This is a genomic window from Streptomyces sp. NPDC058373, assembly GCF_042723275.1.
Taxonomy (GTDB): Bacteria; Actinomycetota; Actinomycetes; order Streptomycetales; family Streptomycetaceae; genus Streptomyces.
In genome coordinates this window covers 260,120-273,131 of the sequence record NZ_JBHXJE010000001.1, presented here as the reverse complement: position 1 = coordinate 273,131, position 13,012 = coordinate 260,120, and the positions used below count along the sequence as shown (strand labels likewise).

Annotated in this window: 14 protein-coding genes; 10 read left to right on the top strand and 4 right to left on the bottom strand. The window is 73.4% G+C overall.

From position 1 onward, the window contains the following. Positions 1–33 precede the first annotated feature (33 nt). The gene (locus tag ACFWMZ_RS01305) at positions 34–582 is read left to right on the top strand and encodes a helix-turn-helix domain-containing protein (RefSeq protein WP_383178993.1); all 549 of its coding nucleotides are present in this window, start codon (positions 34–36) and stop codon (positions 580–582) included. A gap of 398 nt (positions 583–980) precedes the next feature. Further along, positions 981–2,003 carry a hypothetical protein gene (locus tag ACFWMZ_RS01300; protein WP_383178996.1) on the top strand — a complete coding sequence of 341 codons (1,023 nt, stop codon included), beginning with the start codon at positions 981–983 and terminating at the stop codon, positions 2,001–2,003. A gap of 686 nt (positions 2,004–2,689) precedes the next feature. On the opposite strand, the gene ACFWMZ_RS01295 is transcribed toward ACFWMZ_RS01300, so the two are convergent. After that, a complete protein-coding gene (locus ACFWMZ_RS01295; RefSeq protein ID WP_383178999.1) occupies positions 2,690–3,238 on the bottom strand; it encodes a carboxymuconolactone decarboxylase family protein in 549 nt (182 codons plus the stop codon). 92 nt (positions 3,239–3,330) lie between these two features. Between ACFWMZ_RS01295 and ACFWMZ_RS01290 the strand changes: the two genes are divergently transcribed. Further along, positions 3,331–4,749 carry a PLP-dependent aminotransferase family protein gene (locus ACFWMZ_RS01290; protein WP_383179002.1) on the top strand — a complete coding sequence of 473 codons (1,419 nt, stop codon included), beginning with the start codon at positions 3,331–3,333 and terminating at the stop codon, positions 4,747–4,749. Here the strand turns inward: ACFWMZ_RS01290 and ACFWMZ_RS01285 are convergent. Then, positions 4,746–5,441, bottom strand: coding sequence for a TetR family transcriptional regulator (locus tag ACFWMZ_RS01285; RefSeq protein ID WP_383179005.1), 696 nt, complete (start codon positions 5,439–5,441; stop codon positions 4,746–4,748). The two genes, ACFWMZ_RS01290 and ACFWMZ_RS01285, sit on opposite strands and share 4 nt — an antisense overlap. Positions 5,442–5,585: 144 nt before the next feature. Here ACFWMZ_RS01285 and ACFWMZ_RS01280 point away from each other — a divergent pair, with 144 nt between their 5' ends. The 5 genes from ACFWMZ_RS01280 (at position 5,586) to ACFWMZ_RS01260 (ending at position 9,374) form a co-directional block, all read left to right on the top strand. After that, a complete protein-coding gene (locus ACFWMZ_RS01280; protein WP_383199022.1) occupies positions 5,586–6,038 on the top strand; it encodes a hypothetical protein in 453 nt (150 codons plus the stop codon). 376 nt (positions 6,039–6,414) lie between these two features. Continuing rightward, on the top strand, positions 6,415–6,987 hold the full coding sequence (locus tag ACFWMZ_RS01275) for a hypothetical protein (protein WP_383179011.1): 573 nt from the start codon (positions 6,415–6,417) through the stop codon (positions 6,985–6,987). Between the two features lie 155 nt (positions 6,988–7,142). After that, the gene (locus ACFWMZ_RS01270; protein WP_383179014.1) at positions 7,143–8,357 is read left to right on the top strand and encodes a glutathionylspermidine synthase family protein; all 1,215 of its coding nucleotides are present in this window, start codon (positions 7,143–7,145) and stop codon (positions 8,355–8,357) included. 25 nt (positions 8,358–8,382) lie between these two features. Further along, on the top strand, positions 8,383–8,880 hold the full coding sequence (locus tag ACFWMZ_RS01265) for a GNAT family N-acetyltransferase (RefSeq protein ID WP_383179017.1): 498 nt from the start codon (positions 8,383–8,385) through the stop codon (positions 8,878–8,880). Between the two features lie 80 nt (positions 8,881–8,960). Next, positions 8,961–9,374, top strand: coding sequence for a hypothetical protein (locus ACFWMZ_RS01260; protein ID WP_383179020.1), 414 nt, complete (start codon positions 8,961–8,963; stop codon positions 9,372–9,374). 58 nt (positions 9,375–9,432) lie between these two features. Here ACFWMZ_RS01260 and rocD read toward each other — a convergent pair whose 3' ends face one another. After that, positions 9,433–10,674, bottom strand: coding sequence for an ornithine--oxo-acid transaminase (rocD, locus tag ACFWMZ_RS01255; RefSeq protein ID WP_383199020.1), 1,242 nt, complete (start codon positions 10,672–10,674; stop codon positions 9,433–9,435). Positions 10,675–11,027: 353 nt separating this feature from the next. On the opposite strand from rocD, the gene ACFWMZ_RS01250 reads away from it, so the two are divergent. Continuing rightward, a complete protein-coding gene (locus ACFWMZ_RS01250) occupies positions 11,028–11,525 on the top strand; it encodes a hypothetical protein (protein ID WP_383179025.1) in 498 nt (165 codons plus the stop codon). Between the two features lie 90 nt (positions 11,526–11,615). Here ACFWMZ_RS01250 and ACFWMZ_RS01245 read toward each other — a convergent pair whose 3' ends face one another. Then, positions 11,616–11,786, bottom strand: coding sequence for a hypothetical protein (locus ACFWMZ_RS01245; RefSeq protein ID WP_383179028.1), 171 nt, complete (start codon positions 11,784–11,786; stop codon positions 11,616–11,618). 239 nt (positions 11,787–12,025) lie between these two features. Here ACFWMZ_RS01245 and ACFWMZ_RS01240 point away from each other — a divergent pair, with 239 nt between their 5' ends. Beyond that, complete coding sequence (locus tag ACFWMZ_RS01240; RefSeq protein ID WP_383179031.1) at positions 12,026–12,856, top strand: trypsin-like serine peptidase; 831 nt, start codon at positions 12,026–12,028, stop codon at positions 12,854–12,856. Positions 12,857–13,012 lie beyond the last annotated feature (156 nt).

Below are 13,012 nucleotides of genomic sequence, written 5' to 3'. Positions count from 1 at the left end.
CGAGAACGTTATCAGATGTGAGATCATGGAGTTATGGCAACCGCGAATCTCCTCCTCCACCCGGTCCGGATGCGCATCCTCCAGACCCTGGTCGGCGCCGGTGAACTGACCACCGCCCAGCTCAGGGAACGCCTCCCGGACGTCTCACCGGCCAGCATGTACCGGCACGTCGCGACACTCGCCAAGGCCGGCATCCTGGAAGTGGTCCAGGAAAGACCCGTACGCGGGACGGTCGAACGCAGCTACCGGGTCCGCCAGGACGAGGCCCTCGTCGACGAAGAAGCCCGCGCCGGCATGACCAAGGACGACCACCGGCAGGCCTTCACCGTCTTCACCGGGGCGATGATGGCCGACCTCGACCGCTACCTCTCCCGCGACGACGCCGACCCCCCGCGCGAGGGCGTCCTCTACCGGCAGGGAGCGGTATGGGCGACCCCCGAGGAATTCGCCGAACTGGTGGAGGAGTTGGAGGCGCTGGTCGCCCGCCGCACAGGCCACGCACCCGGCGACGGCCGCATCCGCCACATCATCAGCCTCGCCCTGGTACCCGACAAGGCCACCGGAGAGGTAGGGGATGTCTGACAAATCCCGCACGGCGCCCGAGGTGCCCGGCACGCGCCCCCAGGCTCTCGGCTTCGCTCGAGCAGGGAGGTGCCCCCTTCGCCGCACCGGACGAAAGCCCGAGTACGCCCAGTACGAGGACTTCCGCCCGGCACACCGAGAGCACGCACCGGACACCACGGACACCACGGACACCACGGACACCGCACAGGACGTGTCAGAAACCCCCTAAGCCGGCCCCACCCCCGGCGGACGCACCGGATCGCCGGGCGGGCTCACGGATCATCGTCGTGATCGGCGGTGGGGAAGGGGAGCGGAGTACTACCTGCCGGGGCGCTGACCGGCGAGACCGTTTCCACGGGGACCCGGTCGGTGGCGCCTGCGGAACCGGACGCACGGACGCGGGCGTCGCAGTGACCATGGAAGATCATCCGAACGGCACCGCCCTGGCGAGCGGCTCGGAGGACACCCGGGCCCCCGGCTCCGTCATGGCCGAGGGGCTACGGATCACCCGCCGCGACCGGCGCCCCGTGTTCGCCTCGGCCGCTCTGGCGGTCGCGGCGGCGCTGGTCCTCGGCGGCGCGATCGTGGCCGGCGGGTTCGCGGCGTCGTGGGGCCTCTTCCTCCAGGCCAGGCGATCCGCCGAGAGCTCCATCGACTACGAGGAGTCCTACGTCGCGTACGCCGGCCAGTGGGACGGCCTCGTCAAGGTCGCGTTCTGCGTGTACCCCCTGCTGCTCCTCGTCGCGATGGCCCTGATCGCCTGGCTGCTCACCGCCCAGGCCGTGGCCGTGGCGCACGCGCGGGAACGCGACGCGGCGGGCGCGGACCCGGGCGCCGGTCCCGGAAGGCTCACCCTCCGCGCCCTGTGGCGACGCTCCCGTCCGCACCTGGGCGCCGCCTTCCGCGTCCAGTCGCTCACCCTGGTGTGCGCCCTCGGCCCGGCACTGGCTGGCCTGTTCGTCCTGGCCGCCGTCGCCATGGAGTGGGTGCCCGGGGTGGTGTGGCCCACCTACCACGACCCGGCGACCGTGCAGTTCATCCTGGTGGGACGGGTCCTGCCCGTCGTGATCTGGGGACTCGGGCTCGTCCTCCTCGCCCGCTTCGCACCGGCCACCGCCGTACGGGTGGCGGACAACTGCTCGGCGACGGCCGCGATGCGCCGTTCCTGGACGCTGACCCGTACGGCACGGCTGCGCACCACCGGGATCTGCCTGCTGGGCACGGCCGCGGTCGCCGCCGCCTTCGCGGTGCTGAAGTGGCTCGGCACGTACGTGGCGCACTGGGCGGGACTGCTCATGCTGGCCACCACCGACGACAACGTGTGGGTCACCGGCGTCCTCGTCATCATCACCCCGGTCGCGGTGGCACTCGTGCTCCTGCCCCTGGTGCTCGCGCCGATGGGCGTGGTCCTCGCCTGCCTGCGCGCCCGGCTCGCCTGAGGGAGGCGCCGGCCACGGTCGCCAGGCCGGAGTACGGAGCGCGCTGGAGAGCCGTCCCGGTCCTGTCGCGCGGCCACGAGTCCGGCCCGTACCGCCTTGATCGCGTCGGGCAGTTCAGCCCCGTCTGACTCGATGAGTCCCCGGGTTGTCTTGTGCCGGCTCCGTCTGCCGTCTCGCGGCCGACGCCGCGGGTCGCGAGGAGCGCGTGGTCGATGTCCCACAGGGGCAGGGTCAGGTCGCGCCTCTCCGCGGAACATCACGCGAACGGGTGTACCTCGTATCTGATCCGTGCCCCGTCCTCCGCCGCCGCGTTTCACTCTCCCGACCCCCAACCGCGTCGCGGAGGCCCCGTTGCCCCTCACCAGCCGCCCTCACCCCGCCCCGGTGCCCCCGGCCCCGGCCCCGGCCCCTCCGGCGTGCCCCGACCGGGCATGCCGCACCGGCGTCCACGGCCGCCTCTGGAAAGACACGACCTACCTCCGCAACACCCCCGACAACTGGCGCTGGTACTGCCCCCGATGCGGACAGCACTGGGTGCCCACTCGCGAACAGCTCACCCGGCACCGGACGTTGCCGGGGGTGTAGGGGGCCGCGGCAGGGCGGCGGGGCAGCCCCGCACGCGGGGACCCCGGCCCAGGGCCCCCGATCCCCATCGCCTCAGTACCCCCGGTGCGGCCCCCCCCAGCTCAGTGCCCCAGCGACCCAGGCACGTAATGCCCCGGCACGTTGCGCGAGGCGACCGAGAGCCGGTTCCAGGCGTTGATGACGGTGATCGCGGCGATCAGGTGGGCCAGTTCCTTCTCGTCGAAGTGTTCGGCGGCCTTGGCGTAGACCTCGTCGGGGACGAAGCCGTCGGTGAGGACGGTGATGGCCTCGGTCAGTTCGATCGCGGCGATCTCCTTGGCCGTGTAGTAGTGCTTCGACTCCTCCCACGCGCTGAGCTGGATGATGCGCTCGACGGACTCGCCCATCGCGAGGGCGTCCTTGGTGTGCATGTCGAGGCAGAAGGCGCAGCGGTTGATCTGGGAGGCGCGGATCTTGACCAGTTCGCCGATGACCGGATCCACGCCCTCGCGGGCCGCGGCGTCCGCGCGGGCCATCGCCCGGTAGACCTCGGGGGCCAGCTCCGCGAGGGAGAGGCGGGGGGTGTGCTCCGGCAGGTAGGCGACCGCCTTCTCGTCGGAGGGGTTCGTGGCGGCCGCGTCCGTGGTCGTGGTCGTGTTCGCGGTGGTCATGGTGGTGTCCCCGTTCTGCTCCGTCTGTCCTTCTTCGTGCTTCCTGTCTGCGAGCTTAGGAGCGGGGCAGCCCAGGAGTATGGTCCATTTCCGTGACGGAATCATGGGCCAATTTTGGGATCGACCTTCATCTGGAGCCGGCCGGACCGGGGCTGCGAAAAGGGCTCACCGACGCGCTGCGGGAGGCCGTGCGGTCGGGCCGCCTCGCCCCCGGTACGCGGCTGCCCTCGTCCCGTACGCTCGCCGCCGATCTCGGGATCGCCCGGAACACCGTCGCCGACGCGTACGCCGATCTCGTCGCGGAGGGGCACCTCACGGCGCGGCAGGGTTCCGGGACGCGGGTCGCCGAGCAGGCGGGCCCGGCCTCGTCGGCGCCGCGCCGAAAGCGGTCGCCGAGGGTGCCCGAGCGGGCGGGGCCGGCGCACGACCTGACGCCAGGCACCCCGGACCTCTCGGCCTTCCCGCGTGCGGCCTGGGTGAAGGCGGCCCGGCGGGCCCTGACCGACGCGCCCAACGAGGCGTTCGGGTACGGCGATCCGCGCGGGCGGCCGGAGCTGCGGGCGGCTCTCGCCGAGTACCTCGCGCGGGTCCGGGGGGTCGTCGCGGACCCGGAGCGGATCGTGGTCTGCGCGGGGGTGGCGCACGGGCTCAAGTTGGTGACGGAGGCGCTGGCGGCGCGCTCCGGCCGTTCGGGGCGTACCGCCGTCGCCGTGGAGACGTACGGGCTCGGCTTCCACCGGGAGTGGTTGGGGGCGGCAGGGGTGGGGACGGTCCCGCTGCCGTTCGACGCGGACGGGACCGATCCGGCCGGGCTCGGTGCGGAGCGGGCGGCGTTGCTGACGCCGACCCACCAGTTCCCCATGGGCGGCACGCTCTCCCCGGCGCGGCGGGCGGCCGTCGTGGACTGGGCGCGGCGGACCGGCGGGCTGATCCTGGAGGACGACTACGACGGCGAGTTCCGGCACGACCGGCGGCCGGTCGGCGCCCTGCAAGGGCTCGCCCCGGACCGGGTCGCCTACCTCGGTACCGCCAGCAAGGCGCTCGCCCCCGGCCTGCGGCTCGGTTGGATGGTGCTGCCGCCGGGCCTGGTGGACGAGGTGCTGGCGGCCAAGGGGTACGCCGACAGCTGCGGCGCGCCGGACCAGTTGACGCTCGCCGAGTTCCTGGCCTCCGGGGCGTACGACCGGCAGGTCCGCCTGATGCGGCTCCGCTACCGGCGCCGCCGCGACGAACTGGTGGCCACCCTCGCCCGGCGCGCCCCCTCGGTGCGGGTCGGCGGCATCGCGGCGGGCCTGCACGCGGTGCTGCTGCTGCCGCCCGGCACCGAGAGCGAGGTGCTGCGGGCCGCGGCCTGGCACGGGCTGGGGGTGCAGGGGCTCTCCTGGTTCCGGCACCCGGAGGCGGGCGGCTCGGCCGGGCGGGCGCCGGACGGCCTGGTCATCGGGTACGGGCGGCCGCCGGACCACGCCTGGCAGAGCGCCCTCGAAACGCTCTGCCGGTGCCTCCCCTAGGGGACTTCACGGACACCTCTGGGCGTTCCGGAAAGCCCGGGTCGGCCCTGCGGCGGGTCCGCTGTCAGGTGCAGCCCGGCCGGGATGGCGGCGAAGGCGTCGCGCAGCCGGGTGAGCAGCACCTCGCGCCCGCCCGCGCCGTCCTGCCCGACCCAGCCGCGCGCCGCGACGCTCCACGCGGTGGTGGCCAACTCGGCGAGGACCTCCGGGCGGAGGTCGTCCTGGTCGAGGGCGAGCCGTTCGGTGAGCGCGGCGGCCACCCGCTTCTCGACGCCGGTGCGGTGGTGTTCCACGTAGGCGAGCAGGGCCGGGGCGGTGAGGACCAGGCGGCGGGTGGCGACGTACCGCTCGTCCCAGTCGGGCGGCAGCGCGGCGGTCGCCTCGGTGAGGGTGTCGCGCAGTCCGGTGAGGACCAGCCCGGACAGGGCGCGGTCCGCCAGCGCGGCCTCGAAGGCCCGCCACATCTCCGCCTCCGCCTCGATTGCCACCGCCTCCTTGGCGGGGAACGCGCGGAAGAACGTACTGCGGGAGACCTCGGCCTCGGCGGTCAGCGCCTCCAGGGTCGTCGCGTCGAAGCCGCCTTCGGTGAACATCCGCAGGGCGGTCGCGGCGAGCGTCCGTCGGGTGCGCAGGCGCTTGCGTTCGCGCAGGGGGAGCGAGCGGTCGTCGGCGGGGGGCGGGGAGGGTGGCATGGGGACAGCTTAGGGAGCGGGTGATGCTCGGACCCGGAGGTGATTCCGGCTCGTTCGGTACTGGCTCTCGAACGAGACTGGGTGTCATGATGGCTCACGGTCCGGGTGCCCGGACCGGCAGGGCCGTCAGCGAGGAGTTCCGCCATGACCGACGCACCCCTTCCCTTCGGCCCGCAGCTCGTCGGGCGGGTGGAGAAGTCCCTCAACGCCTTTTTGGAACGGCAGTTGGCCGGTACGGGGCTGTCCGAGCGGCAGTGGGTGGCGCTGCGGCTGACGGTGCTGGGCGGCCCCGCGCCCGACCGGGCCCGGCTCGCCGCCCGGGTGGCGGGCGTCCTGCGGAGTGGGGAGGCGGCGGCCGGGGAGTGCCTGGCGGCGCTGGAGGAGGCCGGGCTCGTCGGCGCCGGCGAGGACGGGACGTACGAGGGATACGGGGCGACCGGTGCGGGCAGCGCGTTCCACGACCGTGTCTCGGCAGCCAACGCCCGCTTCACTGACGCCCTTTGGGGTGATCTCCCCGCCGACGAGCTGGAAACCGCCGCCAGGGTCCTCCGCACCGTCCTGGCCCGGGCGGACCAGGCCCTGACCGCCACCACCTGACCCTCTCCGCGCCCGCGCCGTGCGCACCCTCACGACGGGGCGCGTACGGCGGAGGCGAATCCCAGCCGTCCCGCCCGAGCTGCATGCGCCCCGGGGCCACCGGGCGGCCATCCCACCGCCAGTTTCCGGCCATGGCGGAACCATGCGCCCTCCTGCGGGGTCCCTTCTGAGAGCGGCGACGTAGGCTGCGCATAAAGGCGAGACCCGGTCAGGACGCCCCCGTCAGGGCGCCGTTGGCCGGACGGCACCGCCGGGGCGGGGCCGGGTCCGGTAGGCGCTCCGCCAGGGCGGCGGCTGAAAAGGGCCGTCGGCCGCAGGGGAGGACGCGTGTCCTGGGCGGGGCCGCAGGGGAGACGAACGGGGAGCTGAGACAAGCATGGCCGAGAACATCACTGTGCCCGCCGTCAGGGCACTGGACGCGCCCGTGGCCCGGCCGGCCGCAGGCCCGGGCAGCGGCCCGGCGCCGCAGGGCGGGCCGGTCGCCGGGGAGCGTCCCGCGCCGGTCCGCCTCACCCACTCCGCGCCGGGGGAGAAGTCCGGTACGGGCGAGGGGAGTCCGGGCGACCGGAAGAGGAAGGCGGGCCGCCGCCGGGTGCGTTCCAGCACCGTCGCGCTGGGGTCGATGGGCGTGCTCGCCGCCGCCCTCGCCGCCTGCGGCTCCGAGCCCGACCGCCGCTGCGTGGACCGCGACAGCTACTCGTACACCGGCGGTTACAAGGTGGTCGACTCCAGCCAGTGCCGGAACGGTTCCTCGGGTTCCACCGGGGGGACCGGCTCGTCCGGCGGGGGTTCCGGGAGCGGGCGTTACGGCAGCGACCGGGGGAGCAACGCCGGGTGGTACTACGGCGGCGACAGCAAGAGCGGGTACGCCAGCGACGGGTCGTTCAACAAGAGCTCGGTGAGCTCCGGCGGCTTCGGCTGCTCGGGCAAGGGCAGCGGCGGCGGCTGACCGCCCCCTCGGGCGACCGCGCCGGAGCCTTTGGGGCGGGCGCCCGTCCCGCCGCACCACCGAGCACGCCCGGGCGCGGCCCGCCACACCCGCGCCCGGGCCCGTATCCCTGCCCGTGCGGGCCGCGCCGCCCGCGTACAGGACGGACCACCACCATGCAGCGCCACACCATCGAGCCGCGCCCCGGCTGGCAGGAGACCGTCGAGGCCCAGGGCGTCATCTACCCGCTGACCCGCTACCCCGACGACTCGCTGCGTCCCTACTGGGACGAGAGCGCCTACTACTCCTTCAGCCTGCCGGAGGTCGAGGCGCTGGAGGAGGTGGTCGAGGAGCTGCACGCGATGTGCCTGGCCACCGCCGCGCACATCGTCGAGAAGGACCGCTTCGCCGACCTCGGCATCACCGACCCGCGCCTCGCCTCCCTCGTCACCGAGGCCTGGCACCGGAAGGCCGAACTGCCGTCGCTCTACGGGCGGTTCGACCTCTGGTACGACGGGTCGGGGGCGCCCGCCAAGATGCTGGAGTACAACGCCGACACCCCCACCTCGCTGGTGGAGGCGGCCAGCGCCCAGTGGTTCTGGATGGAGGAGCGCTTCCCCGGCGCCGACCAGTGGAACTCCCTGCACGAACGGCTGGTCGACGCCTGGCGCGCCCAGGCCGCGCTGCTGCCGCCGGGCAGCCCCGTGCACTTCGCGCACACCATCGACGACGAGTGCGGCGAGGACCTGATGACCGTCGCCTACCTCCGCGAGACGGCGATCCAGGCCGGGCTCGCGACCGAGGCGATAGCCGTCGAGGACATCGGCTGGGACAGCCTCTCGCACCGCTTCGTGGACCAGCGGCTCCGCTTCATCCGCAGCTGCTTCAAGCTGTACCCGTGGGAATGGCTGGCCACCGACGACTTCGGCCCGCACGTCCTGGACACCCTGGACAACGGTGGTGGCACCGGCTCCACCCTCTGGATCGAGCCCGCCTGGAAGATGCTCCTCTCCAACAAGGCCCTCCTCGCCATCCTCTGGGAGCTCTACCCCGGCCACCCCAACCTCCTCCCGTCCTACCTCGACGGCCCGCGCGAACTCGCCACCACCACCGGGTACGTCACCAAGCCCCTGCTCGGCCGCGAGGGCGCCGGGGTCACCCTCCACCAGCCCGGCGAGGCGCCCGTGCCCGCCCCCGGGCCCAGCTGCTACCAGCAGCTCGCCCTCCTCCCCGACCTGTCGACCCCGGCCCCGGGCGCCCCCAGCCCCACCAACCACGTCGTCCTCGGCGCCTGGGTCGTCGCCGACGAGGCGGCGGGCCTCGGCATCCGCGAATCGGCCGGACCCGTCACCGACGGCTACGCCCGCTTCCTCCCGCACGTCATCCTCTGACCGCCTCCCCCACGAGAGGGCCCCGGTGCCCGAACTCCAGCGCCTGCGCGCCGACCACGCCCCCGCGCTCCTCGCCTTCGAACGCGAGAACCGCGCCTGGTTCGCCCGCACCATCAGCGACCGGGGCGACGCCTACTTCGCCTACTTCCCCGCCCGCCACCGTGCTCTCCTCAGCTACCAGGACGAGGGCACCGACCACTTCCACGTCCTGGTCGCCGACGACCGCACCACGATCCTGGGCCGCTTCAACCTGATGGACATCACCGACGGCCAGGCCGAACTCGGCTTCCGCATGGCCGAGTCGGCCACCGGCCACGGCCTCGCCACCGAGGCCGCCCAGGCCGTCTGCCACCTGGCCGCCACCACCTACACCCTCACCTCCCTCCGCGCCCAGGCAAACCTGGACAACCTCGCCTCCCACACCGTGCTGACCCGCGCCGGCTTCACGGTGACGGGGGAGACGGTCCTGCGGAACGGGACGGCGGGGCGGCGGTACGTGAAGGAGCTGGCGGGCACCCCTTAGGGGGCTTGCCCGTCCCGTCGCGCGCTCCCACGCGATACGGCACACCTTGATGCGCCGGTTCCACGCCGTCCCGTGGCGGGGTGGCCGTGCCGAAGCTTGGCCGCATGAAGGATTTTCGCAAGTACTGGGGCTGGGTCGTCCTCGCCGTGCTGGTCCTGGGGTGGATGACGCTCAGCTTCGGACCGGTGACGTTGTTGCTGTTGTCGGGGGCCAGTGCCTTCTACTGCTTCTTCAACGTGCCCTTGGTCTGCGGTGCCGAGGTGCGCAACGGGCTGTCGTGCCGGAACAACTGCTACGGGGCACTCATGGGTTGCCATCTCCGGCAGCACCGCTGGCAGAAGTTCAAGATGCTCTTCTGGCGGGCCCAGTGGGGCAGGCTCCGGCGGGAGTTGTTCCAGCGGACGAACACCGTACTGGCCACGCTGGGCGGCGTACTGGCCGTGACGTCGGGCGTCGCCGCGACCCTGCAACCGCTGTTCGGGGGCGGCTGGTAGTCCGGACTGCGGCGGAGGGGGCGGGACCGTGCCGGTGCCACCCCCTCTTGAGTGCCCCCTACGCCATCCCCAGCACCCCCCGCAGCTCCCCGACCCCCCAGTCAAGGTCCTCGGCCGAGATCACCAGCGGCGGGGCGATGCGGATGGTCGAGCCGTGGGTGTCCTTGACCAGGACGCCTCGGTCCATGAGGCGTTCGGAGATTTCGCGGCCGGTGCCGACGGCGGGGTCGATGTCGATGCCGGCCCAGAGACCGCGGCCGCGGACGGCGCGGACCGGGCCGTCGGCCTTAACGAGGTCGGCGAGGGCGTTGTGGAGACGGGTGCCCAGTTCGGTGGCGCGGGCCTGGTACTCGCCGGTGCGGAGCATCGCGACGACCTCCAGGGCCACGGCGCAGGCCAGCGGGTTGCCGCCGAAGGTGGAGCCGTGCTCGCCGGGGCGGAAGACGCCGAGGACGTCGCTGCCGCCGACCACCGCCGAGACGGGGACGACGCCGCCGCCCAGCGCCTTGCCCAGCAGGTACAGGTCGGGGACGACGCCCTCGTGCTCGCAGGCGAAGGTCTTGCCGGTGCGGCCCAGTCCGGACTGGATCTCGTCGGCGATGAAGAGGATGTTCCGCTCGCCGGTCAGCTCGCGGACCCGGCGCAGATAGCCGGCGGGCGGCACCAGCACGCCCGCCTCGCCCTGGATCGGCTCCAGCAGCACGGCCACCGTGTCGTCGGTGAGGGCGGCCTCCAGGGCCTCGGCATCGCCGTACGGGACGATGTCGAAGCCCGGGGTGTACGGGCCGTAGTCGGCGCGGGCCTCCTCGTCGGAGGAGAAGCTGACGACGGTGGTCGTCCGGCCGTGGAAGTTGCCGGAGGCGACGACGATGCGGGCGGCGCCGTCGGGGACGCCCTTGACCCGGTAGCCCCACTTGCGGGCGGTCTTCACCGCCGCCTCGACGGCCTCCGCGCCGGTGTTCATCGGCAGCACCATCTCCTTGCCGCAGAGCGCGGCCAGCTCCTCGCAGAAGGCGGCGAAGCGGTCGTGGAAGAAGGCGCGCGAGGTGAGCGTCACCCGGTCCAGCTGGGCCTTGGCGGCGGCCAGCAGGCGGGGGTTGCCGTGGCCGAAGTTGAGCGCGGAGTACCCGGCGAGCAGGTCCAGGTACCGCTTGCCCTCGACATCGGTCATCCAGGCGCCCTCGGCGCTCGCCACCACGACCGGCAGCGGATGGTAGTTGTGCGCGCTGTGCGCGTCGGCGGCGTCGATGGCCTCGGCGGTCGCGGAGCCGGGAGCGGGGGAGGAGTGCGTACGAGACACGGGATCTCCGTTCGTCCTGCGGGTGAGGCCGGGGTGGCGGCCCCCTTTCTATCGTCGCTCGCGGCCCGCGCCCGGAAACCCGGCCGCGCCCGGCGAGGCGGTCGGCGCGCCCGCCGCGAACCGGCGCGCGGCCGCCTTTGCCCAACCGTGACCTGCCCGGCGCCCCGACTCGTCCGCGCCTGCCCGGTTATCCGGCGAAATTCCGCGCCGCGGCGACCCGTTGCCCGTGCGCGACCGGGGCGTTGGAGAAGTTGTGCGGTGGTCGCTGTGCTCACCAGGGCGTGCGGTCGCCGGGACGGCGCGAAAAGGGAAGTCGACATGGCCGGTGAACGGCGAGGAGCGGCAGGAGAGATATGAGCGCGCTGGATTTCTGTGCCGAGGTACTGATCGAGGGCCGCATCAGGGGTGCCGGTCTCGGCGACTCCATGGCGGTCTGGGACCGGTGCATGGGCTACGAGTACACCGACGGCCTCAGCCGCGGGCGGCTGCGCCGCGACTACGGCCTGGTCGAGATCATCTTCGAGCAGTACGACACCGGCTGGCACGCCACGGGCATCGAGATCCAGGCGTACCGCCTCGGCCGGTTCGGCGTCGGCATCGTGCCGCAGGTGCTCGCCTCGTACTTCGGTACCGTCGAGAACCGGGTCAACGCCAAGGAGCTGCTGGAGACGGTGGCGGCCAAGGGGTTCGGGATCGAGGCCGTCCACGAGGAGGGCGCCCGCACCCACGCCTACCGCGTCGACAGCAGCGGGGGCGTGGTCTATGTGCTGATGGCGGAGACGCGCAGCATGAAGGTGCCGTCGGTGGGTGACGTGTGGACGGTGGTGCTGGAGCTGCCCGACGAGGAGTGAGCCGCGGAAGGGCTGGGGCGACGGCGGAGCGGCCCGCGCGGCAAGGGGTGAGGGAACGGTTCCCCTCGCCGGCCGCGCGGGCCCACGCCGTCAGTCGGCGCCCTTCCGGTCGGGGTCGTCCTCGGCGCTGGGAAGCTCCCCGTGGCCTTCGTACCAGGGGTTGACCCAGCCGCAGACGGCGCAGGAGTAGCGGCCGTTCACGCCGAAGATCTCGGTGCCGCACTGGCGGCACTCGGTTCGGGTGATCTCGCTGGGGCTCATGAACGGCCAGCCTAATCGGGCCGGGTGGGGAGGGAAGGGGGCGCGGGGGAGACCCGCGGCAGCGCGGGGAGGGCGGTCGGCGCCGGGGCGCGCGCCGGGAGCGTGGCGGCGAGGATGGCTGGAAAAGGCCCCTTGCCCGGGCGGGGGCGGGCGCCAACAATGCGCATGTCAATTCGTCACCCCGCTCCCGTGCCGCGCCCCCCACCTGTCCGGCACGGGTCTCAGAGAGGGTCCCCCACATGAAGAAACCCCTCGCCGGAGCGGTGCTCGCCGCCGCCCTGCTCGGCGCCTCCGCCGCCCCCGCTGTCGCCGCGCCCGCCCCGGCGCCGGCGCCCGCCGCCGTCGACCTGGCCGGCACGGTCGCCCTCAGCAACTGCTCCGGCTCCGTCGTCCGGACCCCGTCCTCGCAGGCCGACGACCCCGCGCTGGTCCTCTCCAACGGTCACTGTCTGGAGACCGGGTTCCCCGCGCCCGGCGAGGTCCTCGTCGACCGGCCCTCCTCGCGCACCTTCACCCTGCTCGACGGCGCGGGCAACGGCGTCGGCACCCTGAGCGCCGCCAAGCTGGCGTACGGCACGATGACCGACACCGACGTCTCCCTCTACCAACTCGGCGAGAGCTACGCCGAGATCGAGAGCTCCTACGGCATCGAGGCGCTGGAACTCGACGCCGCCCGGCCCACCGAGGGGACCGCGATCACCGTCGCCTCCGGCTACTGGAAGCGGACGTACAGCTGCGACATCGACGGCTTCGCCCACCAGCTCAAGGAGGGGGAGTGGACCTGGAAGGACTCGGTCCGCTACACCGGCGCCTGCGAGACCATCGGCGGCACCTCCGGCTCCCCGGTGATCGACGACGCCACCGGCAAGGTCGTCGCCGTCAACAACACGGGTAACGAGAGCGGTGGCGAGTGCACCGACAACAACCCGTGCGAGGTGGACGAGAACGGTGAGGTGACCGTCCGCGAGGGCGTCAACTACGGCCAGCAGACCTACACCCTGGTCCCGTGCATCGGCCCCCGCAGCGAGATCGACCTCACCCGCTCGGGCTGCGCCGTGCCCAAGCCCTGACCCGGACCGCGCGTCCCCCGGCCGCCCCCGGCCCGCCGGCCGGAGGCGCCCGCGCGCGTCCGTACGTCCGGACCAGGCCCCCGGCGCCGGTTGGGCCACCGCGATCTCCAGGCGGGCCGCCGCTCCGGCCCGGTGAAACGGCCCGGTCCACGGCGG